Here is a 24,072-nt window from a genome sequence, read left to right as displayed (position 1 = left end):
CGGCAATTCTATGGTTTCCCGCGCCCTTTGGCGACCGGCGGCTATCCGGGCCGCCGGCCTTCACGGCTTACCACTGGTTGTCGTCGAAGTCGCCACTATCGCTCGACGAGCCGTCATCCCACGAACTGCTGTCATTACCCATGTCGATCGGCTCGTTGCGAAGGTCGTCGTAGGCCTGTGAGGACGGACTCTGGCCCGCATCGCCGGAGGTGCCGACGGCACCGACATCCCGGGTCGCTTCGCCGTCGCGGTGGGAGCGGAACGCCTCGTCGAGCAACGCACCCGCCGCCAGTCCGCCCAGGCCGGCCGCGACGGCCGTACCGACGCCCGACGAGGGCGGAGGCGCATAGCCCTGATAGCCACCGCCGTAGGGCGGCGCGCCGTTCATCGGGGGCAGCGGCGGATAACCGTTGAACGCGCTGGCCGTGTCACGCCGGCGGCGCGTCCAGAAGAACGCGATGAGCGCGATCACCACCACGGCGATCAGGATGCCGGTCAGGTGCGACGATCCCCCTTCCCTGCCCTCCGCCGGCCGGCCGGCGCTCAGTAGTGCGGGCGATGCACTGGAACGTCCTCTCGACGCGGGCGCGAGGGCGGCGTCCAGTTCGCGTTGGAAGTGCTGGAACTTCGCCGGGTCGGTGAAGTGCGTGGCCGGGTCCAGACTAGCCGCCTTGTTCGCCTCGGCCTTGGCTTCGCCGATGTTGCCCTCGTGGGCAAGCACTTCAGCGAGCACGTAGTGCGCCTTGGCGCTGCTCGGGTGCTCGGAAACCGCTTCGCGAAGCGCGGCCTCCGCGCCGGCGTAATCGCCGCGCCCGATGAGCGCCTGTACGTCCTTGGGCGAATCGCCGGCGTGGACGCCCGCCGATGTGAGTGCGATCAGCAGAAACGCGAACAGCGATTTATTCATGACGTTCTCAGACGACCGAAGAAAGCCCTTTGACGGGCAAGCGCTACGAAAGTTCGCATACGCTAATCGCGGCCTGAAAAATCACACGTAAAAAAACAGCCGCCTGGATTAATCCAAGCGGCTGTCCGAATTGGTGGGCCGTGTAAGATTCGAACTTACGACCAATTGATTAAGAGTCAACTGCTCTACCAACTGAGCTAACGGCCCGTAAACTTCAATTGTAACATGTCAAAAGTGGGGTGGACGATGGGATTCGAACCCACGGCATCCGGAATCACAATCCGGTACTCTAACCAACTGAGCTACGCCCACCATAAACCTTAATTGGCGCGCCCGACAGGAATCGAACCTGCAACCGTCGGCTTAGAAGGCCGATGCTCTATCCGGTTGAGCTACAGGCGCAGGCACTGTACGTAGAACGCCAATTGGTCGGGGCAGAGGGATTCGAACCCCCGACATCCAGCTCCCAAAGCTGGCGCTCTACCAGACTGAGCTATACCCCGAAACTTCAAGTTTCACCATTATTACCCGGTGAAGCTTTCAGATGCTACGGGTCAAAGCCTAGCCCGTCAATCCGTATGAACACACCACACTTTCAACTACCGCTGCCACCGCATGAATGATCACGATAGCTTGCTTAAAGATGGTGCGCCCGGAGAGATTCGAACTCCCGACCACCAAGTTCGTAGCCTGGTACTCTATCCAACTGAGCTACGGGCGCACACTTTAAACCTTAGACCCGGTGACTATCGCCGTGAAGCGTTAGCGCCGTGCCGAGAAGCGGAATTATTCAGATATTGAGGGTGGGCGTCAACACTTTTCTGAAACTTTTTTTCGCGCAATGGTAACGAAGTGGCGCAAATGGACGTCCAAACCCTTTCGAGAGAAGCAGTTGCACGATGGCTGGAGGCTTCTTCCGCCCTCATCGCGGACAGGGTCCGTCCCCACCCTTCGGTCGAACGTTCGCGGTCTCCACCCGCTCAACGAAGAAGGGCGGCCTCGTGGCCGCCCTTCTCTTTTACAGCTGCGTGGCCGGCTTGCCGACCTTGTCCGGCGCCGAGCCGGCGTCGCCTCGCGGCGGCGGGGGCGGCGTGGAGCCCGGCTTCTGCCAGTCGGCCGGGGGACCCGGCTCACGACCGTTCATGATGTCGTCGATCTGGCGCGCGTCGATGGTTTCGTACTGCAACAGCGCCTCCGCCATCACGTGCAGCTTGTCGATGTTGGTGGTGAGGAGTTCCTTGCTGCGCGCGTAGGCGCGGTCGAGGATGGTGCGCACCACTTCGTCGATCTTGCGCGCGGTCTCGTTGGAGACGCTCTTGTGCTGCGTGACGGAGCGACCGATGAAGACCTCGTCTTCTTCCTCGCCGTACATGACCGGGCCGAGTTCGTCGGACAGGCCCCACTTGGTGGCCATGTTGCGCGCCATCTTGGTAGCGCGCTCGATGTCGTTCGAAGCGCCGGTGGTGATCTTGTCGTGGCCGAAGATGACCTCCTCGGCCACGCGACCACCGTACAGCGAGCACAGCTGGGACTCGATGGCCACCTTGTTCATGCTGTAGCGGTCGCCTTCGGGCAGGTACATCGTGACGCCCAGCGCACGGCCGCGCGGAATGATGGTGACTTTGTAGACGGGGTCGTGCTCGGGCACGAGGCGACCGATGATGGCGTGACCGGCCTCGTGGTAGGCGGTGAGACGCTTCTCTTCGTCGTTCATCGCCATCGAGCGGCGCTCAGCACCCATCAGGATCTTGTCGCGGGCGCGATCCATGTGGCTCATGCGCACTTCGCGGGCGTTCTCGCGCGCGGCGAACAACGCGGCCTCATTGACGAGATTGGCTAGGTCGGCGCCCGAGAAGCCCGGCGTACCACGCGCGATGGTCATCGCGTCCACGTCGGACGACGTCGGCACCTTGCGCATGTGCACCTTGAGGATCTGCTCGCGACCCTTCACGTCAGGCAGGCCGACCACCACCTGGCGGTCGAAGCGGCCCGGGCGAAGCAACGCCGGGTCGAGTACGTCGGGACGATTGGTGGCGGCGATGACGATGATGCCTTCGGTGCCTTCGAAGCCGTCCATCTCGACCAGCAGCTGGTTGAGGGTCTGCTCGCGCTCGTCGTGACCGCCGCCCATACCGGCGCCGCGATGGCGGCCGACGGCGTCGATCTCGTCGATGAAGATGATGCAGGGCGCGTGCTTCTTCGCCTGCTCGAACATGTCGCGCACGCGACTGGCGCCGACGCCGACGAACATCTCGACGAAGTCGGAACCGGAAATGGAGAAGAACGGCACCTTGGCTTCGCCGGCGATGGCCTTGGCCAGCAGCGTCTTACCGGTACCCGGCGGGCCCACCATGAGCACGCCGCGAGGGATCTTGCCGCCGAGCTTCTGGAACTTGCCCGGGTCGCGGAGGAACTCGACCAGTTCGCCGACTTCTTCCTTCGCCTCGTCGCAGCCGGCGACGTCGGTGAAGTTGACCTTGACCTGGTCTTCGCCCTGCAGCTTGGCGCGCGAGCGTCCGAAGCTCATGGCGCCTCGGCCGCCCGAGCCGGCCTGCATCTGACGCATGAACCAGATGAGCACGGCCACGAAGATGATGATCGGCAGCCAGTTGAAGACCAGCCCCAGCAACGAGAAGCCGTTGTCGGCGGGCTCCTGGCGCAGCTCGACGCCCTTGTCGCGCATCTGCTTGACCAGGTCGCTGGTGGACAGGCCGACCACCGGCACCACGGTACGGTAGGAGCCGCCGTCCTTCAGCTTGCCCGTGATGGTGGGCGGCGCCGTGGAGGTGATGGTGGCACTGGCGACGTTGCCGTTATCCACCTGCTGGGCGAAGGTCGTGTAGGACATGTCCTGCGACGATCCGCCGTGCGGGTTGAAGGTCTGGAATACGGTCAGCAGGACCACCGCGATGATCAGCCAGAGCAACAGGTTTTTTGCCATCTCGTTCATGCGCGGTTCTCGCCAGGTTGCCGGGACGCGGACTTGAGGCCGGTCGCCAGCGCATAGACCTCTCGCGAACGCGCGCGGGAGGCCTTCGGTTTACGCATCGTCACGCGACTGAAGTCCGCGCGCAAGTTCTTCAGGTAATCGTCGAAGCCCGCGCCCTGGAAGAGTTTCACGAGAAACGACCCACCGGGCTTCAGCCAGTCGAGGCTGAACTGCCGGGCGAGGTCACACAGGTCCATGGCGCGGATCTGGTCGGCGAGTGCCACACCGGACATATTGGGGGCCATGTCCGACAGGACAAGATCGACTTTCTTGCCTTCCAGCATGCTTTCGAGTTCCCGAAGGACGGATTCTTCACGGAAATCGCCCTGCATGAAGTCCACTCCGGCCAGGCCGGTCATCGGCAGGATGTCCAGGGCAATCACCTTGCCCGTCTCACCCAGGCGCTGCCGGGCCAGCTGCGACCAGCCGCCCGGGGCGGCGCCCAGGTCGACGATGGTCATGCCCGGCTTGATCAGCCGGTCGCGGTCGATCACTTCCTCGAGCTTGAAGACGGCGCGCGAACGCAGGCCCTCGGCCTGCGCCCGTTTGACGTAAACGTCGTCGAAATGCTCCCGAAGCCAGCGGGAACTGCTCTTGCTGCGTGACATCGGGTAACGACCGGTGAAGTAAGCTGCGGTGCCGCATGATACCCTTTGACGCCTATCCGCCGCGAACCGAACCTGAACGCAATGTCGCTTTCCCCTACCCAGCGCCGCTATCTCCGTAGCCTTGCCCACGATCTCCGCCCCGTCATCCTGCTGGGCAACAAGGGAGCCACCGAGGCCGTGGCGAAGGAACTGGCCCAGGCGCTGGACATCCATGAGCTGGTCAAGGTCAAGCTTTCCGGTGGCGACAAGGACGACCGCCGGGAACAGATCGACTACCTCACCGGCCAGACCGGCGCGGAAAACGTCCAGGAAATCGGCCACGTCGTGGTCCTGTTCCGTCGCAACGAACAGGATCCCAAGCTGGCCCTGCCCCGGTAACCCGCCATGGACCTGACGCTCGACCGCCCCGGTGAGTATCTGTTCGTGCGCCGGGTCGGCCCCGATACCGTCACGGTGGTCGACCGCGATTTCCACGCGAGCCTGCTCATCACCCCCGAGCAGGTGATCGACGACTGGGCCGTCACCGACGCGAAGGCCATGAGCCTGGCCGACGTGGACGCCATATCGGCGCTGGGTCCGGAGATCGTGGTCATCGGCACCGGTGAGCGCCAGGTGTTTCCGCCGGCCGAGGTCATGGCCGGCTTCCTGCGTCGCGGCATCGGGGTGGAAGCCATGACCAGCGGCGCCGCGGCGCGCACCTACAGCCTGCTCGCCGGTGAAGGCCGTCGCGTGCTGGCCGCATTCATTCTCCCCCCTCGCGGATAGCACCCATGCGGATCCTGGTCCTCGGTGCCGGCGGGACCGGCGGCTACTTCGGCGGCCGACTGGCCCAGTCCGGCGCGGACGTCACCTTTCTCGTGCGGCCCGAGCGCAGCGCCGTTCTCGACAGGCAAGGGCTCGTCATCCGCAGTCCGCTGGGCGATGCCACCGTGAAGGTCAGGCACGTCACGGCCGAAGGCGCCGCCGCGGCAGGTCCTTTCGATATCGTGCTGCTCTCGTCCAAGGCCTACGACCTGCATTCGGCCATCGAGGCCATCGATCCGGCCGTGGGCGAGCATACGGCGGTGCTGCCGATCCTCAACGGCCTCGCCCACTTCCCCGTGCTCGATAACCGCTTCGGCCCCGATCGGGTGATCGGCGGCCTTTGCGTCATCAGCGCCGCCAAGGGACCGCAGGGCGAGGTAATCCATTTCGGCAACGGTGCGTCGATCACGTTCGGCGAGCGCGACGGACGATCCCACGGCGATCGCTGCGCCAGGCTCGCCGAGGCCTTCGCTACCGCCCAGGTCGACCATCGCCACTCCACCGACATCGTGCGCGACCTGTGGGCGAAGTTCAGCTTCCTCGCCACGCTCGCCGGCATGACCTGCCTGTTCCGCGCGAGCGTGGGCGACATCGTGGGTACCGACGACGGACGTCGGCTCATGGAGCAGTGCTACGAGGAATGCCTCGCGGTAGCCCGTGCCGCGGGTCACGCGGTGCCCGACCAGGCCCGTTCGATGGCGTGGAAGACGCTTACGCAAGAAGGCTCGCCGCTGACGGCATCGATGCTGCGCGACCTGGAGTCGGGCCAGCGCATCGAAAGCGACCACATCGTCGGGGACATGCTCCGGCGTGCGCACGAGGCAGGTGTCAGGGCGCCGATGCTGGAAGCGGCGTGGGTGCATTTGCAGGCGTTCGAGGCGCGCCGATCGCGTTCGCCCTGAGCGAATCGCCGATACGATCGGCTCCCACTCCTTCGGTAGCCAGTTCGCAGAAACCCTGCTACCAGAGGGGTGGGAGCCGATCGTATCGGCGATGGCCGGCGAAGCCGGCCGCACGACTACTTCTGCGGTGGCAGGTACTGCAACGGATCCACTGGATTACCGTCGCGGCGGATCTGGAACTGCAACTCGTCGCGCGTGGCCCCTGACGAGCCCATCTCCGCCACCACCTGCCCGGCCTTCACCTTCTCGCCTTCCTTGACCAGGCGCTTGCGGTTATGGCCGTAGGCGGAAAGGAAGCTGTCGCTGTGCTTGATGATCACCAGCTCGCCATAGCCGACCAGGCCGTTGCCGCTGTAGACGACCACGCCGTCGGCTGCCGCGCGGATGGGATCGCCGTTCTTGCCCGCCACTTCGATGCCGGGAATGGCATCGCCCGATGAAAACTTCTTGATGAGCGAGCCGTCGGCCGGCCAGCGCCAGGTGATGCCGCCCGCGCTGCGCGTGGCGCCGCTGGCGATGATCGGCGTGGCCGCCGACGGATTCTCCACCGGTGCCGGAGGCGCGCTGGCCGGAGCGGCCGGCTGAGGGGGCGGCACCACCGATTCGGCCGGCTTGCCCGCGACCACGACCGGCGTGTTCGTGGTGGTGGCCGGTGCCGGCGCGGCAGGCGGTTGGGTGTCCGCCGCGGTCACCGGCTCGAAGCCGGGTTGAGCGGCCGGCGCTGTCGACGGCTGGCTGGGCGGGGACGGATGCGACGGCGGCGGCGTTGGCACGGCCGCGACGACGGGTGCGCGTTTTGCCGAATCCGGGGGAGACAGGCGGAGTTCCTGCCCGGGCCAGATGGTGTAGGGCGAGGAAATGCCATTCCAGCTGGCGAGCGAGCGGAAGTCGACCTTGTTGCGGAACGCGATGCTGTAGAGCGTGTCGCCCTTCTCCACCCTGTAGCTGCCGCCGGGCGGTGCCGGCGTGGCGACCGCCGCGTGTGACGGCGCCTCGTAACTGCCAGGCGAACGGGTGACGACGACGGAGCTGCGCTCGATGCCGCAGCCGGAGAGGACGAGCCCGGTACCGACGACGGCAGCCAGGGCCAGGGGACGAGTCAGGGACATCGCGGAATTCCTTGCACGGTCACTCATCGCAAGAGGAACCACCATAGGGCCAGGAGTACGAGCACTACGATAACAGCCCACCCGATCCACTCGATGTGTTTGCGCAACATCTGTTCGGCACGTTCGCCGAACAGGCGCACGAGGAGCGCCAGCAACCACACGCGCTTGCCACGCCCGATGAGCATGCACAGAAGGAACGGAACCACCGGCACGCCGACGATGCCGGAGGCCCAGGTGACGAACTTCATCGGCACCACCGGTTGCAGGGCCGCCATCGCCAGCACGATGTACAGGCCGAGCGAATGGGCTTGCATATCCTGCCGGAGGTTTTCCACACCTTTCATGATGGGGTCGAGCAGGTGCATCGACGCCAGCAGCGGCTTCAACGCCTCGAAGGCGAAGTGGCCCAGCGCGTAACCCACCAGGGAGCCCAGCAGCGAGAACAGCAGGCTCCAGTTGGCGAACCGGAAGGCCTTGCGCGGCTCGGCCAGCATCATCGGTGCGAGCATCACTTCCGGCATCACCGGGAAGATGAAGGCTTCGACGAAGGAAAGACCGGCGAGATAGCGCACCGCATGGCGGTGTCGCGCCCAGACGATGGCGCGGTCGTAGAGCGAGGCGAACATCCGCATTCAGCGGGTTTCCTTGTGATGGAGCCGCATCAACCGATGCCGCCCAGAAGCGGAACGAAGCTCACCGGGCCGAGTTCCTCGCGCTCTACCTCACCCCCGGCCGTCTTGCGCAGGCGTACCAGCACCTGCTGGCTGGGCGTACCCACGGGTGCCACGAGCACCCCGCCGGGCTTGAGCTGGTCGAGGAGCTGGAGCGGAACGCGGTCGCCCGCGGCGGTGAGGATGATGGCGTCGAAGGGCGCGTCGGACTCCCAGCCCAGCTTGCCGTCGTCATGGCGCGAGCGGAGGTTTTCGATACCCAGTTGGCGGAAACGGCGCCGAGCCTGGCGAAGCAGCTCTTCTATGCGCTCCACCGTATAAACGGTGGGCACGATGCCCGCGAGCACGGCCGCCTGGTACCCGGAACCCGTGCCGATTTCGAGCACGCGCTCGGGAATGCCGTGCTCGATGAGGGCTTCGGTCATCCGCGCCACGATCCACGGCTGCGAGATGGTCTGCCCGTGCCCGATGGGCAGGGCGGTGTTTTCGTAGGCGCGGGAGTGCAGCGCCTGGTCGATGAAATGGTGCCGGGGCAAGGCGCGGATGACCTCGAGCACGCGTTCGTCGCGGATGCCCTCCTCGGCCAGCTTCGCCACCAGCCGATCGCGGGCGCGCTGGGAGGTCATGCCTTCGCCGCGCAGGGCCGAGGGTGGCAGGGCGTGCAGGTTCACCACGTCAGGCCGCCTCCTTGCCGATGGACGAGGACAGCGCGGTGGCCCACTGGCTGACCTTGTCGAGCGCCTGGAAGCGCGTGAGGTCGGTGTGGATGGGGCTGACCGACACGTAGCCACGGCGCACGGCGTCGAAATCGGTACCCGGGCCCGCGTCTTCCACGTCGCCCGGCGGACCGATCCACCAGATCTCGCGCCCGCGTGGATCTTCACCGCGGATGGCGGGAGCCGAGCGGTGACGCTTGCCGAGACGGGTGACTTCGAAGCCGTGGATGTCGCTCCACGGCACGTCGGGCACGTTGACGTTGAGGATGGTGTCGGCCGGCAGCGGATCGGCGATGAGGCGGCGCATCAGCATCAGCACGGCGCTGGCCGCGGTGTCGTAGTGATGGCCCGAGCCCTCCCGGGTCACCAGCGAAACGGCAATGGCCGGCAATCCCAGGAAGCGACCTTCCATGGCGGCGGAGACCGTGCCGGAATAGATCACGTCGTCGCCGAGGTTGGCCGTGTTGTTGATACCGGACACGACGATGTCGATATCGCGGTCGAGCATGCCGGAAAGGGCCAGGTGCACGCAGTCGGTGGGCGTGCCACCCACACGATAGAAGCCGTTGTCGAGACGATGCGCACGGATCGGCGCGTCGAGCGTGAGCGAATTGCTCGCACCGGAACGATCGCGGTCGGGCGCGACCACGGTGACCGTACCGAACTCGGCCAGACGCCCGGCCAGCACCCGGATGCCCGGGGCGTCCACACCGTCGTCGTTGCTTACCAGAACCTGCATGCTGATCCAGATCGAAACACGGGGAAAGCGACCCCACCTGGGAAGGGGGATGCCGACCGCCCAAGTCTACCGGACCGGGGCGCCGGATTCACCGAGGCGGTGCCCGGATGATCTAGGATGCGGGTCATGAAAAAGCGCACGACATCGGTGCACGACGACGACAGTCGCCTCTTTCGCGAGGCGATCGGCGACGTTCGCCCGATGCAGCCGGTGGAGGACGTGCCCGAAAAGCCCCGTCCCGCGCCGCATCCGTTCATGCGCGATGCCGACGAAGCCGCCGTGCCGGCCGAATCGTTGCTGTTCGACTACGACCCGGCCGACCTGGAGGTGGGCGAGGAACTGTCCTACCTGCGCGACGGTTATCCGCCCAAGCTGCTGCGCCACCTCAAGCGCGGCCAGTTCAGCATCCAGGCGGAGGTCGACCTCCATCAGATGAACGCGGCGGCGGCGCAACTGACCATCGCCGAATTCCTGGCCGAATGCCATCGCGACGGACTGCGCTGCGTGCGCATCATCCATGGCAAGGGCTTGCGGTCCAAGGCCGGCGGCCCCGTGCTCAAGGGACTCACCGACCGGCTGCTCCGGCGCCGGAACGACGTGGTGGCGTTCGCCTCGGCACGACCGATGCAAGGTGGCACCGGCGCGGTCATCGTATTGCTGAAAGCGTAGCCCGCCCCGTCATTCCTGCTAACGCAGGAATCCAGCGCCCCAGTTTTTTTACGCGCCCGGCCGCGCGATCGGCCCTTGCGGTCAATCCCACCGATACGTCGCGCTGGCGTAGTAGTAGCGCCCGTTCCAGCTCAGCGGCGAAAACAGGCTGTACAGGAAATTCCCGTTGGTGGAGTTCGCGTATTTCGTCCGCTCCGGCTTCGCGTCGAACGCGTTGTCCGCCCCCGCCGTGAACGTCCAGCGGTCGATGGTGTAGTCGGCCGAGAGGTCCAACGTCCACCGATGGGAGAAGTTCTGGTCGAGCGCGGGACCGCTGTTGCTGTAGACGGTGAAGGAGCCATACCGCTGTACGTTGGCATGCCCCGCCCATGCGCCGTGCAGGTAATCGAAGCCCACGTCGAGCTTGGTACGCGGATTGGTGTCGGCCAGGATGCCCAGGCGCTCGCGACGCTCCACGCGCTGCACCGCCACGCCGAGATCGTCGAGGATCGGCGGATTGGCCTTCACCTTGGTGACCTCGTTCTCGTTGTACGACCAGCTCACCGTGGTGTTGAGGCGATCGCCGTTGGAGAAGTCGAAACCGTATTGGCTGACGAGGTCGAGGCCACGGGTGCGCGTATCCACCGCGTTGGTGAAATAACGGATGGACTGGTAGGTGGCATCGACGCCGTTGGCGGCGAGATAGCCGTTCACCGCCGGCGTGTTCACCGGGATATTCGACGAAAGGTTGATGCGGTTGGTGATCTTGATCCAGTACGCGTCGACGCTGAGATTCCAGCCGTCCAGCGGAGCCAGCACAAGGCCCAGCGTGGCGCTGCGCGATTTTTCCGGCTTGAGCTTTTCGGCGCCGAGCAGGCTCGCCGCGCGCGAGTCCACCGGGAAGGTGCCCGACTGCACGATGACCTGGCCCTGGCCGAGGTCCTGCAACTGCGAGGAGATGTCGGCGTAATGCTGCTGCACCAGGGTGGGCGCGCGGAAACCCGTGCCGACACTGCCGCGCAGGGCGACGCGTGGCGTGAAGTCGAAGCGGCCGGACAGCGAGCCCGACGTGGTGCCGCCGAAGTCGCTGTAATTCTCGTGGCGGCCAGCCAGCGACACCGCGAACCGGTCGGTGAGATTGGTTTCCAGGTCGATGTATTCGGAGGTGTCGTGGCGCTGCCAGTTGCCCTGAAGGTCGGCGGTGATGCCGCCGTTCGGGCCGTATTGCGATACGGCGTCGCCGGGCTGCACCTTGTAGGCCTGGCGCAGGTACTCCACGCCGAACGAAACGCTTACCGGGTTCGGCAGCCACGAGGGAGAGAATTCCTTGCCGATGTCGAGGTTGGCCACCTGCTGCTGGGTCTTGTAGTCGGGCCCCTGGATGAAGAACGGCGTGGAACCGAACGCACGGTAGTAGTCGGCATTGATGTCGTGGGCACGCTGGTCGTACTCGTTGGAACCGTGGCTCGCCGACAGGTCGTAATGCCAGCCGTCGCCCACTTCACCGCGTACGCCCGCGGTGAGCGTGGTGTCGTCGACGATCGGCACGCTTACCGGCAGGTAGCCGTCGGGATAGATGGCCCGCGCGTTGTTCGAGGCACCGGCCTCGCGATAGAGGCTGGCCGTCTCCGCGCGATCGCGGCGATACAGGGCTTCGACGTAGACCTCCGCCGCCTTGCTGAACTCGTACTGCCCCACCAGCGATACCTTGTTCGAGCGCACCGCCGGATCGCCGAGCCGGTACACGCGCTTGCCGAAGGTCGGTCCCGGCGTCTGGTCCAGGCCGGCACGGTTGGTGTAATCGTTGTTCTGCGAGTCGATGGCGACGTGGACCGAGCCCTTGTCGCCGAGCTTGAAACCGGTATCGGCCGTGAGCTGGCGTTGCAGACCATCGCCCGCGTCGTACCCGCCGAACTTGGCCGTGACTTCGCCGCCCTGCCCCGACTTCTTGAGGATCACGTTGATCACGCCGCCGATGGCATCGGAACCGTAGCGCGCCGACTGCCCGTCGCGCAGCACCTCGATGCGGTCGATGGCCGACAGCGGGATCGCGTTGAGGTCCACCGGATTGGAACCGCGTCCGATGGCGCCGCCGAGGTTGAGGAAGGCTCCCGCGTGCTGCCGCTTGCCGTCGATGAGCACCAACACCTGGTCGGGACTGAGCCCGCGCAGCGTCACCGGGCGCACCACTTCGGCGCCGCTGATCGTGGTGGGCTGCGGAAAGTTCAGCGACGGCACCAGTCGGGCGAGCGCGGCCGACAACTGCGTGGCCCCCGTCTGATGGAGCTGCTGGGGCGTGATGACATCGATGGGTTGGAGCGAGCTGGACACCGTACGCTCGGTGTTGCGGGTGCCCGTGACGATCACCGTGTCGAGCTGGCTGGCCTTGGCCGGGGCCGCCTCCTGGGCGAAGGCAGCGGGCGCCACGCCACTGGCGAGGGCGACGGCGAGAAACAAGGGCGTGCGGCGATACGAAAACATGAGGCGTGGATCCCCTGGACAAGGAGCAAGGCGCCGGCGCGCGACCGCGCCGGAACGGGAACGGACGGCCTCCGGCGGCGACGCGACATGCATCGCCGACCGTAGCGGCCGGAAAGGAATGGAATCGTGACCCGTGACTCAGATCACGGAAGGCGCGAGCGTTTCAGCGCGTGGCGGCTTGGACGCCGCGAATCAGCCCGGTCGACAGCGACAACACGCCGGCGCCACCGAACATCGCGGCGAGGCCACGAACGTCTTCGGAAGGGTCGGCGTGTGAAGGTGGATGTCGGTCACTGGGAGAGTGGATCGCCTGGTGATGAAAGCCGCCGCAGCGGAACGATTGGCAGTGGGCGCGCACCGGATCGCGGCGCGGGAGGGTATTTGTTGCACCGCAACCATCGTTTGTCAACAAGAGTGCATGGGCGGTATGCGATCATCGCGCCCATCCCCCGCAGGCGTGCCGCCATGAACGAATACGACGATTACGACGACGACCGCGATGACGACGAAGACGGCGACGACAGCGTCGAGTCGCAGGTCTGGCAACTTCTGTTGCTCATCAATCCCGGCGACGAAGACGGCGCCCTGCAACAATTCACCGAATACCGCGACCTCGTCGAGGAAGAAGGTGACGACGATCCGATGCGCATCGTTGCCCAGGTCACCGACTGGCGTTCCGGCTTCGAGGTGGATGCCGACGATACCCGCGGCCTGGTCGATGCCATCAACGAACTCGTGGCGCGATGGAACCTCCAGATCGACTGGGATGGCGATCCCGACGACGACGAATTCCACGAAGACATCGACGGGCCCGAACTCTTCAATCGCGCCTTCGACCAGCTCAACGCCCACGGCTATACGCTCTGGTCGCGCGAAGCCGATGCGGACGACGTCTACGCCGGCTGGATCACGCGATCGACCGACGACGAGCCGATGCGCATCGTCGCCACCACCTTGGGCATCAACCTGCGTCTGGGCAGCCAGGTCTCCTGATCGCGAAGGCTTGCCGCCCGGATCGTCCCGACGCATAGTCGGGGCGACCGTCGTCCGGGAGGGGCACACCTTGAGCGGCATACGCGACCTGCACGTTTCCCATTACGCACCGGGGGGCCAGATGGCGCCCCACCATCACGACGAGGCATGGTTCTGCCTCGTCGTCGACGGCGGTTACGAAGAACGCATCCTCGGGATGCGCGACGAATACGCCCCGGGCGACCTGCTCTATTGCCCTGCCCATGCCGAACACGCGCAACGCTTCGGGCAAACCGGCGCGCGCAAGGTGATCTTTTCCGTCGACCAGGCCCTCGGCGAGCGACTCGCCGACCACGAGGCCCGCCTGGACGGACGCCCCCTGCTGCGCCGTTCGCGCGAACTGCTCGCGCTAGGCCGGCGAGTGGTCGCCGAGATGTCGCTCGACGACGCCTTTACCCCCCTGGCCGCCGAATCGGTCGTGCTGGACATGCTGGGTTTCGCCGCGCGGGGCCTCCACGACGAGCGCCATCGTGAACCCGGCTGGCTGAGGCGCGTCCGCGATTACCTGCACGAGGATCCGGGCCGTGACGTCAGCCTGGAAGCGCTCGCGGTGGTGGCCGAACGCCACCCGGTTCACCTGGCGCGCAGCTTCCGGCGTCATCACCACTGCACGGTGGGCGATTACGTGCGGCGGCTACGCGTGGACCGCGCCGCCCGTCTGCTGCGCACCACGCGCCGGCCGCTCATCGACATCGCCCTGGACTGCGGGTTCGCCGGTGCGGCGCAATTCTCACGCTCGTTCCGCGCGGTGCATGCGACCACGCCGAGCGCCTGGCGTGCCATCGTGCGCTAATCCAGGTAAAGCGGGTGGCGCGACGCCTTGATAGCGTCGTCACCATGAAAAAGACACCGCTGTTCGCCGCCCTCGTCCTTATCATCGCCACCTCGTCGCGGGCGGCCGATTACCATATCGACCCGGCGCCCTACTTCGCGACGCCCGTCGCGGAAGCCGCCGACCTCAAGGCGCTGGAGACGGATGTCGCGGCCCTGGCCTCCCCCGCACCGCTCACGCCCGGCAGCCTGCTCGACTACCTGCGGCGTGCGGAGACGCTGCTTTCCCGCGCGCAGCGACACGCCGCGTACCTGCACCTGCGCACGGCGCTGGACATCGATGACCACGAGGCCGCCGACGCGCGCTCGGCCGCCGGGAGCCTGCAGGGCGATCTGATGCTGAAGGTCCGGCAGACCCTTCGACAACTCGACGACGAAGCGTTTCGTGAGGCGGAGGTGGCCGAGCCAAGGCTGGCCCACTACGCCTACGTGCGCGACCGTGCCACCCGGGGCGTGCCGCATGAACTTCCCTCGGCCGAACAGACCGTGCTCGACGCGTTATCGGATACCTCGAGCGACGCGCTGTGGAACACGTACCAGAAGACGCGGCGCGCCACGCGATACGGCACCGTGCACACGGCTCACGGGGATCTGGACGTGGCGAAGGACGCGTCCGCCCTGGCCTCGGATCCGGACCGCGACGTGCGCCGTCAGGCCTGGCGGCAGAAACAGGAGGCCGACGCGGCCCAGGCGGAAACGTATGCGGCCGTACTGGCGGGCGTCGTGCGTCTGAACGACCGCACGGCGAAGCTTCAGCATTTCGACGACGCGCCCGAGGCGGCGTATTTCTCCCGCCTGTTCGACAAGGCGGATGTCCATGCCACCGCTACCGCGGTGGAAGCCCAAGCCGACGTGCTTAAGGACTATCAGCGCCTGCGCGCCGCGAGGGTCGGCAAGCAGCAGGGCATCGATGCCGTGCACAGTTGGGACATGGGCGCCACGGAGCCCGGCTTCACCGCACCGACGTTCGACTACGATCGTCTGCGCGAGATGATTCCCGCGGCACTCGCGCCCTTGGGCGCGGACTACGTCGCCCATTTCAAGTCCCTGCTCGACCCGTCCACGCATCGCACCGATCTCGCGATGGCACAGGGCAGTCGCGTCAACGATGCGTTCTCCATCGCCGCGTCGGGCGTCCCTTCCGGGCTGTTCCTCGGCAAGTGGGAGCACACCGCCCGCGGGGCCAGCGTCGTCGCCCACGAAGGCGGTCACGCCATCCATAGCCAGCTCATGAACGAGCATGGCGTGTCGCCCTTCTACAACCACGGCCCGAGCTGGATGCACGAGGGCATCGCTATCCTCAACGAGATGCTCTTCTACGAATACCTCTACCGGCACGCAGCGGACGCGAAGACCAAGGCGTGGTATCTCCAGGCGCAGCTGGACGAGATGACGCTGGAGATCTTCACGTCCGCCGAGGAGGCCCAACTGGAGGAAGCGATCTATGCCGGCGTGATGGCGGGGCGCATCCGCAAGGCTGCCGATCTGGATGCACTCACCCTGGACACGACCTCTCGCTTCGAGATCTGGCCGTCGATCGATCCAGAGCTGTCCCACGTGTGGATAAGCAAGCGCCTGATGTATGAAGATCCCTTGTACCTCGTGAATTACCTCTATGCGGGACTATGGGCGGCGCGGATGTTCGATATGGCGACGACCGATCCCGCCGATTTCCGCAAGCGTTACGACGCATTGATGGCCGAGGGCTTCGATGCGCCTCCGAAAGCGTTGCTGCGGACGTTCTTCGGGCGCGACGTGTCGCCGGGTGAACTGGTCGAGGCGGATATGGCGTTACTACGGAAGAAAACGAACGACCTCCGCCAGCTCTATTCGGAGATGTAGCCGCCCGCAACCTAGCGCGCCATCCGCTCTTTCAACAGGTCGATGAACGCGCGCACCTTCACCGACGTCTGCTTGCCGGGGTAAACGGCATACACGCCGCCGTCGGGCAGCCGGTAGCCGTCGAGCAACGAAGCGAGCCGACCCGTCGCGATATCCGCGTGCACCACGTAGTCGGGCAGTACCGACATGCCCAACCCGGCCACGACGAACGCATGCGTCGCCAGGGTGCTGTTCGCGCTGGCTACCGGGCGCGTGCGCACCGTGTGCTCGGTACCTGCTTCGTCGGCGAACGTCCAGCGGGTGGGCGACGAAAGTACGCTAAGGGAGATCCAGTCGTGCGCGGCGAGTTCGTCGGGAACGGACGGCTTGCCACGCCGAGCCAGATAGGCGGGCGACGCGACCAGGCATTGGCGAAACGAAGACAGCTTCGCCGCGCGCAGGCTCGAGTCGCGCAGCCAGCCGATGCGAATGGACAGGTCGAAACGTTCCGCGATGACGTCGACGATCTCGTCGCTGACCACCAGTTCCACGCTTACCTGCGGATGAAGCGCCGCGTATTCGGCGAGTACGGGTGCCACGATGGCCGGCCCGTGATCACCCGCGGCGGCCACGCGCAGCGTGCCCGTGGGTGAGTCACGGCATTCGCCGAGGCGGGTGACCGCCGCCTCGGCATCGGCCAGCACCCGCGCACAGTCCTCGTGGAAGCGCTCGCCCGCGTCCGTCAGCGACATGCGCCGCGTGCTGCGTACGAGCAGGGTCACGCCAAGCTCGTCCTCCAGCTTCGCGATGTGCTGGCTGACCATCGCCTTGGTCGTGCCCAACCGCTCGGCGGCGGCGGTGAACGACCCGGCCCGCACAAGGGCGACGAAGACGGCGAGGCGATTGAGGTTGATGTCCGGCGAAGCCATCGGCGCCTCCGATTGTAAAGCCATAATTTACGATGAATTGCCGTAAAGGGCGTTTTTCCGAAACGGCTCGGGGTCCATCCTTGTCGCCATCGTTTCCCCATCCAAGGACATCCACCATGAAGATCGTGCTCTTCGGCGCCACCGGCAACATCGGCCGGGTCATCCTCGATGAGGCCCTTTCCCGTGGCCATGAGGTGATCGCGGTGGTGCGCGACCCCTCGAAGATCACCGCCCGCGACCGCTTGCGCGTGGTGAAAGGCGACGTCACGGACGCGGCGTCGCTGGCGTCTCCGCTCACCGGCGCCGACGCCGCCATCGCCAGCCTCAACGGCGACGTGCGCTCGCAATCGAAGGCCTTGCTGGCCGCGGTCGACTCGGCCGGCGTGCGCCGCTTCGCCTGGGTCGGCGGCGCGGGCAGCCTGGAAACCGCGCCCGGCGTAAGGGTGATCGACGATCCGAATTTCCCTGAGGCATGGAAGGCCAACGCCACCGCGCAGGCCGAGGTACTCGACGCGTTCCGCGCCGCCGATGCCCGCGTCGACTGGACCTACGTCAGTCCTTCGAAGGTGATCGCGCCGGGCGAGCGCAAGGGCACGTTCCGCGTCGGCGGCGATCGGGTACTGAAGGACGCAAGCGGCGAGAGCTTCATTTCCATCGCCGACTTCGCCATCGGGGTGCTCGATCGCATCGAGAAGGGCGATGCCCCGAAGCAGCGAGTGACCTTCGGGTACTGACGTCATCCCCTTCGCCGATGCGATCGGCGCCCACCCCTTCGGTAGCGAGGCATCGGCGAATCGAGGCCACGGAAGGCTATACTCCGGCGATGAACTATCGCCACGCCTACCACGCCGGCAACTTTGCCGACGTCCTCAAACACATGGTGCTCGTGGCCCTGCTCGACGCGCTCAAGCAGAAAGCCACGCCTTTCTGCTACGTCGATACGCATGCCGGTCGCGGCCGCTACGACCTGCGTAGCGTCGAGGCGCGCAAGACCGGCGAGTCCGACGAAGGCTTCGGCGTGCTGCGTACGGCCACCGGCCTGCCGCCCCTGCTATGGAAATGGCTCGAAGCCGTTCGCGCGTGCAACGACGGCGACGAACTGCGTTACTACCCGGGCTCGCCCTGGTTCGCCGCCCACCTGATGCGCGAGGGCGACAGCGCCCAGCTGTGCGAGCTGCATCCGGACGAAGCCGCCGCGCTGCGCCAGGTGTTCCATCACGACGGCCGCGTGCACGTGCACGGGCGCGACGGCTACGAGGCCATGAAGGCGCTCCTGCCGCCGAAGGAAAAACGCGGGCTGGTGTTGATCGACCCGCCGTTCGAGGCACAGGAAGCCGAGTTCCGCCTGATCGAGAAGTCGCTCAAGGCCGCCCTGGAAAAATGGCCCACCGGCATGTATGCCGTGTGGTATCCGATCAAGCTTCGCAGTCATGTGCAGCCGTTCCATCGCTGGCTGACCAAGTGCGGCGCGAAACGCGTGCTGGTGGCCGAGCTGCTCCTGCGGCCCGACGATTCCCCGCTGCGCCTCAATGGCAGTGGCATGGTGATCGTCAACGCGCCGTGGAAGCTCGATGAAGCCCTGCGCGATTCGTTGCGCGTGTTGCCCCGTCTGCTCGGCACCCCGGGCGAATCGGAATACCGGCTTAGCTGGTTGGTGAACGACGAATCCGAAGAGGTGCCTGCCGTCAGGCCTTCCGCCCCACGTTCACCCCGGCGGCGCTAAAGTCGGTTCACCTGCGAAGGAGCCGACCCATGCGCCACACCATCCGACTCGCCCTGCCCGCTTCGCTGTTCGCCCTGGCCCTCGCGGCCTGCGCGCCGGCGCCCATCTACAAGCCCACGCCGAACAACGTCTCCGTGCCGCCCAGCCAGGTGTCACGCGAGCCGGAACGCTACGGCAACGCCGACGTCATCTGGGGTGGGCGCATCGTGCAGGTGCGTAACTTCAGCGATCACAGCGAAATCGAGGTGCTGTCCTATCCGCTCGACGGCTCGCAACGGCCCAAGGCCGACGATACCGGCGCCGGACGCTTCATCGCCTCGATGCCCGGTTACGTCGAAAGCCTGGATTACCCCAGCGGCGGCCTGATCACCGTGGCCGGCCGACTCAACGGCTCGCGCGCCGCCGCCGTGGGCCAGGCCCCCTATACCTTCCCGCTGGTCTCGGTGAACCAGTCGCACGTATGGACGGCCAAGGAAATGCAGGGCGGCCATCCGAACGTCAGCTTCGGCGTGGGTGTCGGCGTCATACGGTAAGATCCTGCGATTCGCCGCCGGCCACGAGGGCCGGCGGACTACCTTCAAAGGGCACGCCGATCCATGTCAGGACACGCCGATTCCAAACGCGCGATCTTCCTCGCGCTCGGGGCCAACTTCGCCATCTTCGTCGCCAAGCTCGTCGCGGCGATCTTCACCGGGTCGGGCGCGATGCTCGCCGAAGCCATCCATTCGCTGGCCGACTGCGGCAACCAGGGCCTCCTGCTGCTGGGCATGCGCCAGGCGAAACGCCCGCCGTCGGCCGACTATCCCCTGGGCTGGGGCCGCGCCCTGTATTTCTGGTCGTTTCTCGTCGCCATCCTGCTCTTCAGCGTGGGCGGCATGTTCTCGGTGTACGAAGGCGTGCACAAGCTCACCCACCCCGAACCGCTGCGCTGGGCGTGGCTGGCGGTCGGCGTGCTGGCGTTCTCGATCGTCACCGAAGGCGTGTCCATGCATGGCTGCCTGCAGGAGGTGAACAAGGCGCGTGACGGCCGCAGCCTTTGGCAGTGGTTTCGGGAAACCCGCGCCAGCGAATTGCTGGTGATCTTCGGCGAAGACCTCGCCGCGCTCGTGGGCCTGTGCCTCGCGTTGATGGCCGTGCTGCTGACCATGCTCACGGGCAACCTCATTTTCGACGCCATCGGCACCATCGCCATCGGCGTGCTGCTCATCCTGGTGGCGGTGGCCGTGGCCCGTGAGGTGAAGGCCCTGCTGATCGGCCAGGGCGTGGAGCCCAAGCGCAAGGCCGAGATGGTGGCCTTCCTCGACGGCCGCGCCGAGATCGAAGTGGTCTACAACGTGCTCACCCTGCAGATGGGTGCCGACGTGATGGTGGCCATCAAGGCGCGCATGGCCCCCGCACCCACCGCGCGGGCGATGATCGAGGCGATCAACATCGTCGAGGCGGATTTCAAGGCGCACTTCAAGGACGTGCGCTGGAGCTTCTTCGAGCCGGATATCGCGGACTGACATCGCCGAGGCCTCCGGTAGCCAGGTCGCCGGAGAGCGGCTACCGAAGGGGTGGGAGCCGATCGTATCGGCGAATCCTACGGGGCGAACACACCCGGGTAGTACAATCGACGGCTTGTCCGCCAACGCCAAAGCCGTCGAACGATGCCCGTAGCGCTTCCCCGCCCGCCGCTTCCCGCCAACGCCAAGACCCGCCGCTACTGGGCGCCCCCCCACGGCTCGTCCTGGGCCCTGGAGGTCGCCGAGGCGGCCCGCGCCCACGACGGCCTGCTGGTGGTGGTGACGCGCGACACGCGCAGCGCCGACAACCTCGAAAGCGAACTGGGCATCTTCGCCGGCGATCTGCCGGTGCTGCACTTCCCCGACTGGGAAACCCTGCCCTACGACGTCTTCAGCCCGCACCCCGAGGTCGTTTCCCAGCGCATCGCCACCCTTTATCGCCTGCCCGGCGTCAAGCGTGGCGTGCTGGTGGTGCCGGTGGCCACCCTGATGCAGCGCATCTCGCCACGCAGCCACATCACCGGTTCCGGGCTCGTGATGCGCAAGGGCCAGAAACTCGACATCGTGGCCGAGCAGCGCCGCCTGGAGGCGGCCGGCTATCGCTTCGTGCCGCAAGTGACCGAACCCGGCGATTTCGCCGTGCGCGGTGCGCTCATCGACATCTACGCCATGGGCGCGAGCGAACCCTATCGCGTCGAGCTGTTCGACGACGAGATCGAATCCATCCGCACGTTCGATCCGGAAACCCAGCGCTCGCAGCACCAGGTGGAAGGCGTGGAGCTGCTTCCGGCGCGCGAATTCCCGGTGACCGACGAAGCGGCCAAGTCGTTCCGCAACGCGCTGCGCGACCGCTTTCCCATCGACGTGCGTCGTTGCCCGCTCTACCAGGACATGAAGGAAGGCGTGACGCCGGGCGGCATCGAGTATTACCTGCCGCTGTTCTTCGCGAAGACCGAAACCCTGTTCGAGTACCTCGCCGGCGACACGCTGTTCGTGCTGGGCGAAGGCGCGCTCGAATCGGCGGCCGCCTTCTGGCAGCAGGTGGCGGACCGCTACGACCAGCGCGCCCACGACATCGAGCGCCCCGTGCTACCGCCCGCCGAGATCTACCTCGCACCGGAACAGCTTCGCGAGCAGCTCAACAAGCAGGTACGGATCGACGTGGTCGACAAGGCCCACGAGCACGCCGTGGACCTCGGCACGCAGCCGGCGCCCGAGCTGCCGCTCAACCGCAAGGGCGAGGAGCCCGGCACGGCACTGCGCCACTTCCTCGCGCATTACCCCGGCCGCGTGCTGGTGGCCGCCGACTCGGCGGGCCGCCGCGAGGCGCTGATCGAGCAACTGGGCGGCGCCGGCCTGAAGCCCGCCGGTATCGACGGCTGGAAGGCCTTTCTCGCCACCGACGAGCATTTCGCCATTACCGTGGCCTCGCTGGAACAGGGCTTCGCGCTGAACGAACCCGCGCTCACGGTGCTGACCGAGCGCGAGCTCTTCGGCGAACGCGTACGCACCGACCGGCGCAAGCGCGCGGGCGCGGCCCGCGACCCCGAAAGCATCATCAAGGATCTCACCGAGCTGTCCATCGGCTCGCCCATCGTCCACATCGACCACGGCGTGGGGCGTTACCAGGGCCTGCTCACGCTCGACGTGGGCGACATGCCCGGCGAGTTCCTCACCATCGAGTACGCCAAGGGTGACAAGCTCTACGTGCCGGTGGCCCAGCTGGGCCTGGTCAGCCGCTACACCGGCACGGCCCCCGAACTGGCGCCGCTGCATTCCCTCGGCGGCGACGCCTGGGAACGCGCGCGCAAGAAAGCCGCCGAGAAGGTGCGCGACGTGGCCGCCGAACTGCTTGCGATCTACGCGCAACGTGAAGCGCGACAGGGCGAGTCGCTGCCGGTGGACCGGCAGATGATCGAGGAATTCGCCGCCACCTTCCCCTTCGAGGAAACCCTCGACCAGCAGCGTGCCATCGACGCCGTCATCACCGATCTCGCCGCGCCACGGGCGATGGATCGCGTGGTTTGCGGCGACGTGGGCTTCGGCAAGACCGAGGTGGCGCTGCGCGCCGCGTTCGCCGCCGCCACCGCCGGCAAGCAGGTGGCCGTACTCGTGCCCACCACCCTGCTCGCCCAGCAGCACTACCGCAACTTCGCCGACCGCTTCGCCGACTGGCCGGTGCGCGTGGAAGTGCTCTCGCGCTTCAAGTCGAAGAAGGAAGTGGACAACGCCCTGGAACGCCTCGCCGATGGCCAGGTCGACGTGATGGTGGGCACGCACAAGCTGCTCCAACCCGACATCCGTTTCAAGAACCTGGGCCTGGTCATCGTCGACGAAGAACAGCGTTTCGGCGTACGCCAGAAAGAGCAACTGAAGAAACTCCGCGCCGAGGTCGATCTCCTCACGCTTACCGCGACGCCGATCCCGCGCACGCTCAACATGGCCATGAGCGGCCTGCGCGATCTCTCGATCATCGCCACGCCGCCCGCGCACCGCACGGCGGTACGCACGCTGATTTCCACCTACCAGCCCACGCTCATCCGGGAAGCCGTCCAGCGCGAACTGGCGCGTGGCGGCCAGGTGTACTTCCTGCACAACGAGGTGGAGTCGATCGAGCGCACCGCCCGTGAACTGGGCGAGCTGGTGCCCGAGGCGCGCATTCGCGTGGCCCACGGCCAGATGCCCGAGCGCGAGCTGGAACAGGTGATGGCCGACTTCCATCGCCAACGCTTCAACGTGCTGGTGTCCACCACCATCATCGAATCGGGCATCGATATTCCCACGGCCAACACGATCATCGTGAACCGCGCCGACCGCTTCGGCCTGGCGCAGTTGCACCAGCTTCGTGGTCGCGTGGGGCGTTCGCACCACCGCGCCTACGCCTACCTGATCGTGCCCGACCGCAAGGCCATGACGGCGGACGCCGAGAAGCGTCTGGAAGCCCTGGCGTCGCTGGAAGAACTGGGTGCGGGTTTCACCCTGGCCACGCACGATCTCGAGATCCGCGGCGCGGGCGAGATGCTGGGCGAGGAGCAGTCCGGCCAGATCCAGGAAATCGGTTTCGGCCTGTATACCGAGTTGCTCGATCGCGCCGTCCGCGCGCTGAAGTCGGGCAAGGTGCCCGATTTCGACCTCACCTCGGAGCACGAGACCGAGGTGGAGCTGCACCTGCCCGCGCTCATTCCGGAGGATTACCTGCCCGACGTGCACACGCGCCTGACGCTGTACAAGCGCATCGCCAGTGCGCGCGACGACGAGGGGCTTCGCGAGTTGCAGGTCGAGATGATCGACCGCTTCGGCCTGCTCCCCGACCAGACCAAGTGCCTTTTCGCTGTGGCCCAGCTGAAGCTGATGGCCACGCCGCTGGGTATCCGCAAGCTCGATTTCGGCCCCAACGGCGGCCGGATCACCTTCAGGGACAAGCCGGACATCGATCCGATGGCCCTCATCAAACTCATCCAGCAGCAGCCGCGGGTGTTCAAGATGGACGGGCAGGACAAGCTGCGCGTCATCATGGAATTGCCGGGGAGCGCGGAGCGGATTCGGACGGCTCAGGAAACGCTCGTGTCGCTGGGAGCACGTCGTCCCTCCTGACCTTCGCCGATACGATCGGCTCCCACCCCTTCGGTAGCAACCTTTCTACCGAAGGGGTGGGAG

At 66.2% G+C, this 24,072-nt stretch carries 21 protein-coding genes and 5 tRNA genes; 12 read left to right on the top strand and 14 right to left on the bottom strand.

The window, feature by feature from the left end; all coding sequences use genetic code 11:
- Positions 1-67: 67 nt before the first annotated feature.
- The 8 genes from JNG39_RS14795 to rlmE form a co-directional block, all read right to left on the bottom strand.
- Positions 68-907, bottom strand: a complete 840-nt coding sequence (locus JNG39_RS14795) for a tetratricopeptide repeat protein (protein ID WP_368312495.1) — start codon at positions 905-907, stop codon at positions 68-70.
- A gap of 131 nt (positions 908-1,038) precedes the next feature.
- Positions 1,039-1,114, bottom strand: a tRNA-Lys gene (locus JNG39_RS14790).
- Between the two features lie 28 nt (positions 1,115-1,142).
- Positions 1,143-1,219: transfer RNA gene (locus tag JNG39_RS14785), tRNA-His, on the bottom strand.
- Between the two features lie 13 nt (positions 1,220-1,232).
- Positions 1,233-1,309: transfer RNA gene (locus JNG39_RS14780), tRNA-Arg, on the bottom strand.
- Positions 1,310-1,333: 24 nt separating this feature from the next.
- Positions 1,334-1,410: transfer RNA gene (locus JNG39_RS14775), tRNA-Pro, on the bottom strand.
- 141 nt (positions 1,411-1,551) lie between these two features.
- Positions 1,552-1,628: transfer RNA gene (locus JNG39_RS14770), tRNA-Arg, on the bottom strand.
- A 297-nt stretch (positions 1,629-1,925) separates the two neighbouring features.
- On the bottom strand, positions 1,926-3,857 hold the full coding sequence (ftsH, locus tag JNG39_RS14765) for an ATP-dependent zinc metalloprotease FtsH (RefSeq protein ID WP_368312492.1): 1,932 nt from the start codon (positions 3,855-3,857) through the stop codon (positions 1,926-1,928).
- Positions 3,854-4,504, bottom strand: coding sequence for a 23S rRNA (uridine(2552)-2'-O)-methyltransferase RlmE (gene rlmE, locus JNG39_RS14760; RefSeq protein WP_368312491.1), 651 nt, complete (start codon positions 4,502-4,504; stop codon positions 3,854-3,856). The genes ftsH and rlmE overlap by 4 nt, the downstream gene beginning before the upstream one ends.
- 81 nt (positions 4,505-4,585) lie before the next feature.
- On the opposite strand from rlmE, the gene yhbY reads away from it, so the two are divergent.
- From yhbY to panE, 3 genes are read left to right on the top strand one after another with little or no spacing between them, the layout of a single operon-like run.
- Positions 4,586-4,882 (top strand): ribosome assembly RNA-binding protein YhbY, encoded by a 297-nt coding sequence (gene yhbY, locus JNG39_RS14755; protein ID WP_247367835.1) that lies wholly within the window; start codon positions 4,586-4,588, stop codon positions 4,880-4,882.
- Positions 4,883-4,888: 6 nt separating this feature from the next.
- On the top strand, positions 4,889-5,269 hold the full coding sequence (locus tag JNG39_RS14750; protein ID WP_368312490.1) for an Mth938-like domain-containing protein: 381 nt from the start codon (positions 4,889-4,891) through the stop codon (positions 5,267-5,269).
- Positions 5,270-5,274: 5 nt separating this feature from the next.
- Positions 5,275-6,210: a 2-dehydropantoate 2-reductase gene (panE, locus tag JNG39_RS14745; protein ID WP_368312488.1), complete on the top strand. Its 936-nt coding sequence runs from the start codon at positions 5,275-5,277 to the stop codon at positions 6,208-6,210.
- 116 nt (positions 6,211-6,326) lie between these two features.
- Here the strand turns inward: panE and JNG39_RS14740 are convergent, their stop codons facing one another.
- The 4 genes from JNG39_RS14740 to surE are packed head-to-tail and all read right to left on the bottom strand — an operon-like array spanning position 6,327 to position 9,445.
- The gene (locus JNG39_RS14740) at positions 6,327-7,319 is read right to left on the bottom strand and encodes a peptidoglycan DD-metalloendopeptidase family protein (RefSeq protein ID WP_368312487.1); all 993 of its coding nucleotides are present in this window, start codon (positions 7,317-7,319) and stop codon (positions 6,327-6,329) included.
- Between the two features lie 23 nt (positions 7,320-7,342).
- The gene (locus JNG39_RS14735; protein WP_368312486.1) at positions 7,343-7,951 is read right to left on the bottom strand and encodes a YqaA family protein; all 609 of its coding nucleotides are present in this window, start codon (positions 7,949-7,951) and stop codon (positions 7,343-7,345) included.
- Between the two features lie 29 nt (positions 7,952-7,980).
- The gene (locus JNG39_RS14730; protein WP_368312834.1) at positions 7,981-8,661 is read right to left on the bottom strand and encodes a protein-L-isoaspartate(D-aspartate) O-methyltransferase; all 681 of its coding nucleotides are present in this window, start codon (positions 8,659-8,661) and stop codon (positions 7,981-7,983) included.
- A gap of 4 nt (positions 8,662-8,665) precedes the next feature.
- Positions 8,666-9,445, bottom strand: a complete 780-nt coding sequence (gene surE / locus JNG39_RS14725) for a 5'/3'-nucleotidase SurE (RefSeq protein WP_368312484.1) — start codon at positions 9,443-9,445, stop codon at positions 8,666-8,668.
- Positions 9,446-9,571: 126 nt separating this feature from the next.
- On the opposite strand from surE, the gene JNG39_RS14720 reads away from it, so the two are divergent.
- Entirely contained in the window at positions 9,572-10,114 is a 543-nt protein-coding gene (locus JNG39_RS14720) for a Smr/MutS family protein (RefSeq protein ID WP_368312482.1), read from the top strand.
- Between the two features lie 81 nt (positions 10,115-10,195).
- Here JNG39_RS14720 and JNG39_RS14715 read toward each other — a convergent pair whose 3' ends face one another.
- A complete protein-coding gene (locus JNG39_RS14715; protein WP_368312481.1) occupies positions 10,196-12,574 on the bottom strand; it encodes a TonB-dependent receptor plug domain-containing protein in 2,379 nt (792 codons plus the stop codon).
- Positions 12,575-13,039: 465 nt separating this feature from the next.
- Here JNG39_RS14715 and JNG39_RS14710 point away from each other — a divergent pair, with 465 nt between their 5' ends.
- The 3 genes from JNG39_RS14710 (at position 13,040) to JNG39_RS14700 (ending at position 16,279) form a co-directional block, all read left to right on the top strand.
- Complete coding sequence (locus tag JNG39_RS14710; RefSeq protein ID WP_368312479.1) at positions 13,040-13,567, top strand: hypothetical protein; 528 nt, start codon at positions 13,040-13,042, stop codon at positions 13,565-13,567.
- A gap of 70 nt (positions 13,568-13,637) precedes the next feature.
- Positions 13,638-14,399 carry a helix-turn-helix domain-containing protein gene (locus tag JNG39_RS14705; RefSeq protein WP_368312477.1) on the top strand — a complete coding sequence of 254 codons (762 nt, stop codon included), beginning with the start codon at positions 13,638-13,640 and terminating at the stop codon, positions 14,397-14,399.
- A gap of 44 nt (positions 14,400-14,443) precedes the next feature.
- Positions 14,444-16,279: a M3 family metallopeptidase gene (locus tag JNG39_RS14700; RefSeq protein WP_368312475.1), complete on the top strand. Its 1,836-nt coding sequence runs from the start codon at positions 14,444-14,446 to the stop codon at positions 16,277-16,279.
- Positions 16,280-16,290: 11 nt separating this feature from the next.
- Here the strand turns inward: JNG39_RS14700 and JNG39_RS14695 are convergent, their stop codons facing one another.
- Positions 16,291-17,187 carry a LysR family transcriptional regulator gene (locus JNG39_RS14695; RefSeq protein ID WP_368312474.1) on the bottom strand — a complete coding sequence of 299 codons (897 nt, stop codon included), beginning with the start codon at positions 17,185-17,187 and terminating at the stop codon, positions 16,291-16,293.
- Positions 17,188-17,303: 116 nt separating this feature from the next.
- Here JNG39_RS14695 and JNG39_RS14690 point away from each other — a divergent pair, with 116 nt between their 5' ends.
- The 5 genes from JNG39_RS14690 to mfd all read left to right on the top strand — a co-directional run bounded on the left by JNG39_RS14690 (position 17,304) and on the right by mfd (position 24,009).
- Entirely contained in the window at positions 17,304-17,921 is a 618-nt protein-coding gene (locus JNG39_RS14690; RefSeq protein ID WP_368312473.1) for an NAD(P)-dependent oxidoreductase, read from the top strand.
- Positions 17,922-18,010: 89 nt separating this feature from the next.
- On the top strand, positions 18,011-18,910 hold the full coding sequence (locus JNG39_RS14685; protein ID WP_368312472.1) for a 23S rRNA (adenine(2030)-N(6))-methyltransferase RlmJ: 900 nt from the start codon (positions 18,011-18,013) through the stop codon (positions 18,908-18,910).
- Between the two features lie 29 nt (positions 18,911-18,939).
- Positions 18,940-19,443: a Slp family lipoprotein gene (locus JNG39_RS14680; RefSeq protein ID WP_368312470.1), complete on the top strand. Its 504-nt coding sequence runs from the start codon at positions 18,940-18,942 to the stop codon at positions 19,441-19,443.
- Positions 19,444-19,506: 63 nt separating this feature from the next.
- The gene (locus JNG39_RS14675) at positions 19,507-20,415 is read left to right on the top strand and encodes a cation diffusion facilitator family transporter (RefSeq protein WP_368312469.1); all 909 of its coding nucleotides are present in this window, start codon (positions 19,507-19,509) and stop codon (positions 20,413-20,415) included.
- 144 nt (positions 20,416-20,559) lie between these two features.
- Positions 20,560-24,009, top strand: coding sequence for a transcription-repair coupling factor (mfd, locus tag JNG39_RS14670; RefSeq protein ID WP_368312467.1), 3,450 nt, complete (start codon positions 20,560-20,562; stop codon positions 24,007-24,009).
- Positions 24,010-24,072 lie beyond the last annotated feature (63 nt).

Source organism: Luteibacter sp. CQ10 (assembly GCF_040900725.1).
GTDB lineage: Bacteria > Pseudomonadota > Gammaproteobacteria > Xanthomonadales > Rhodanobacteraceae > Luteibacter.
The sequence above is the reverse complement of the archived record's forward strand: the minus strand, read 5'-3'. Positions and strand labels throughout refer to the sequence as shown.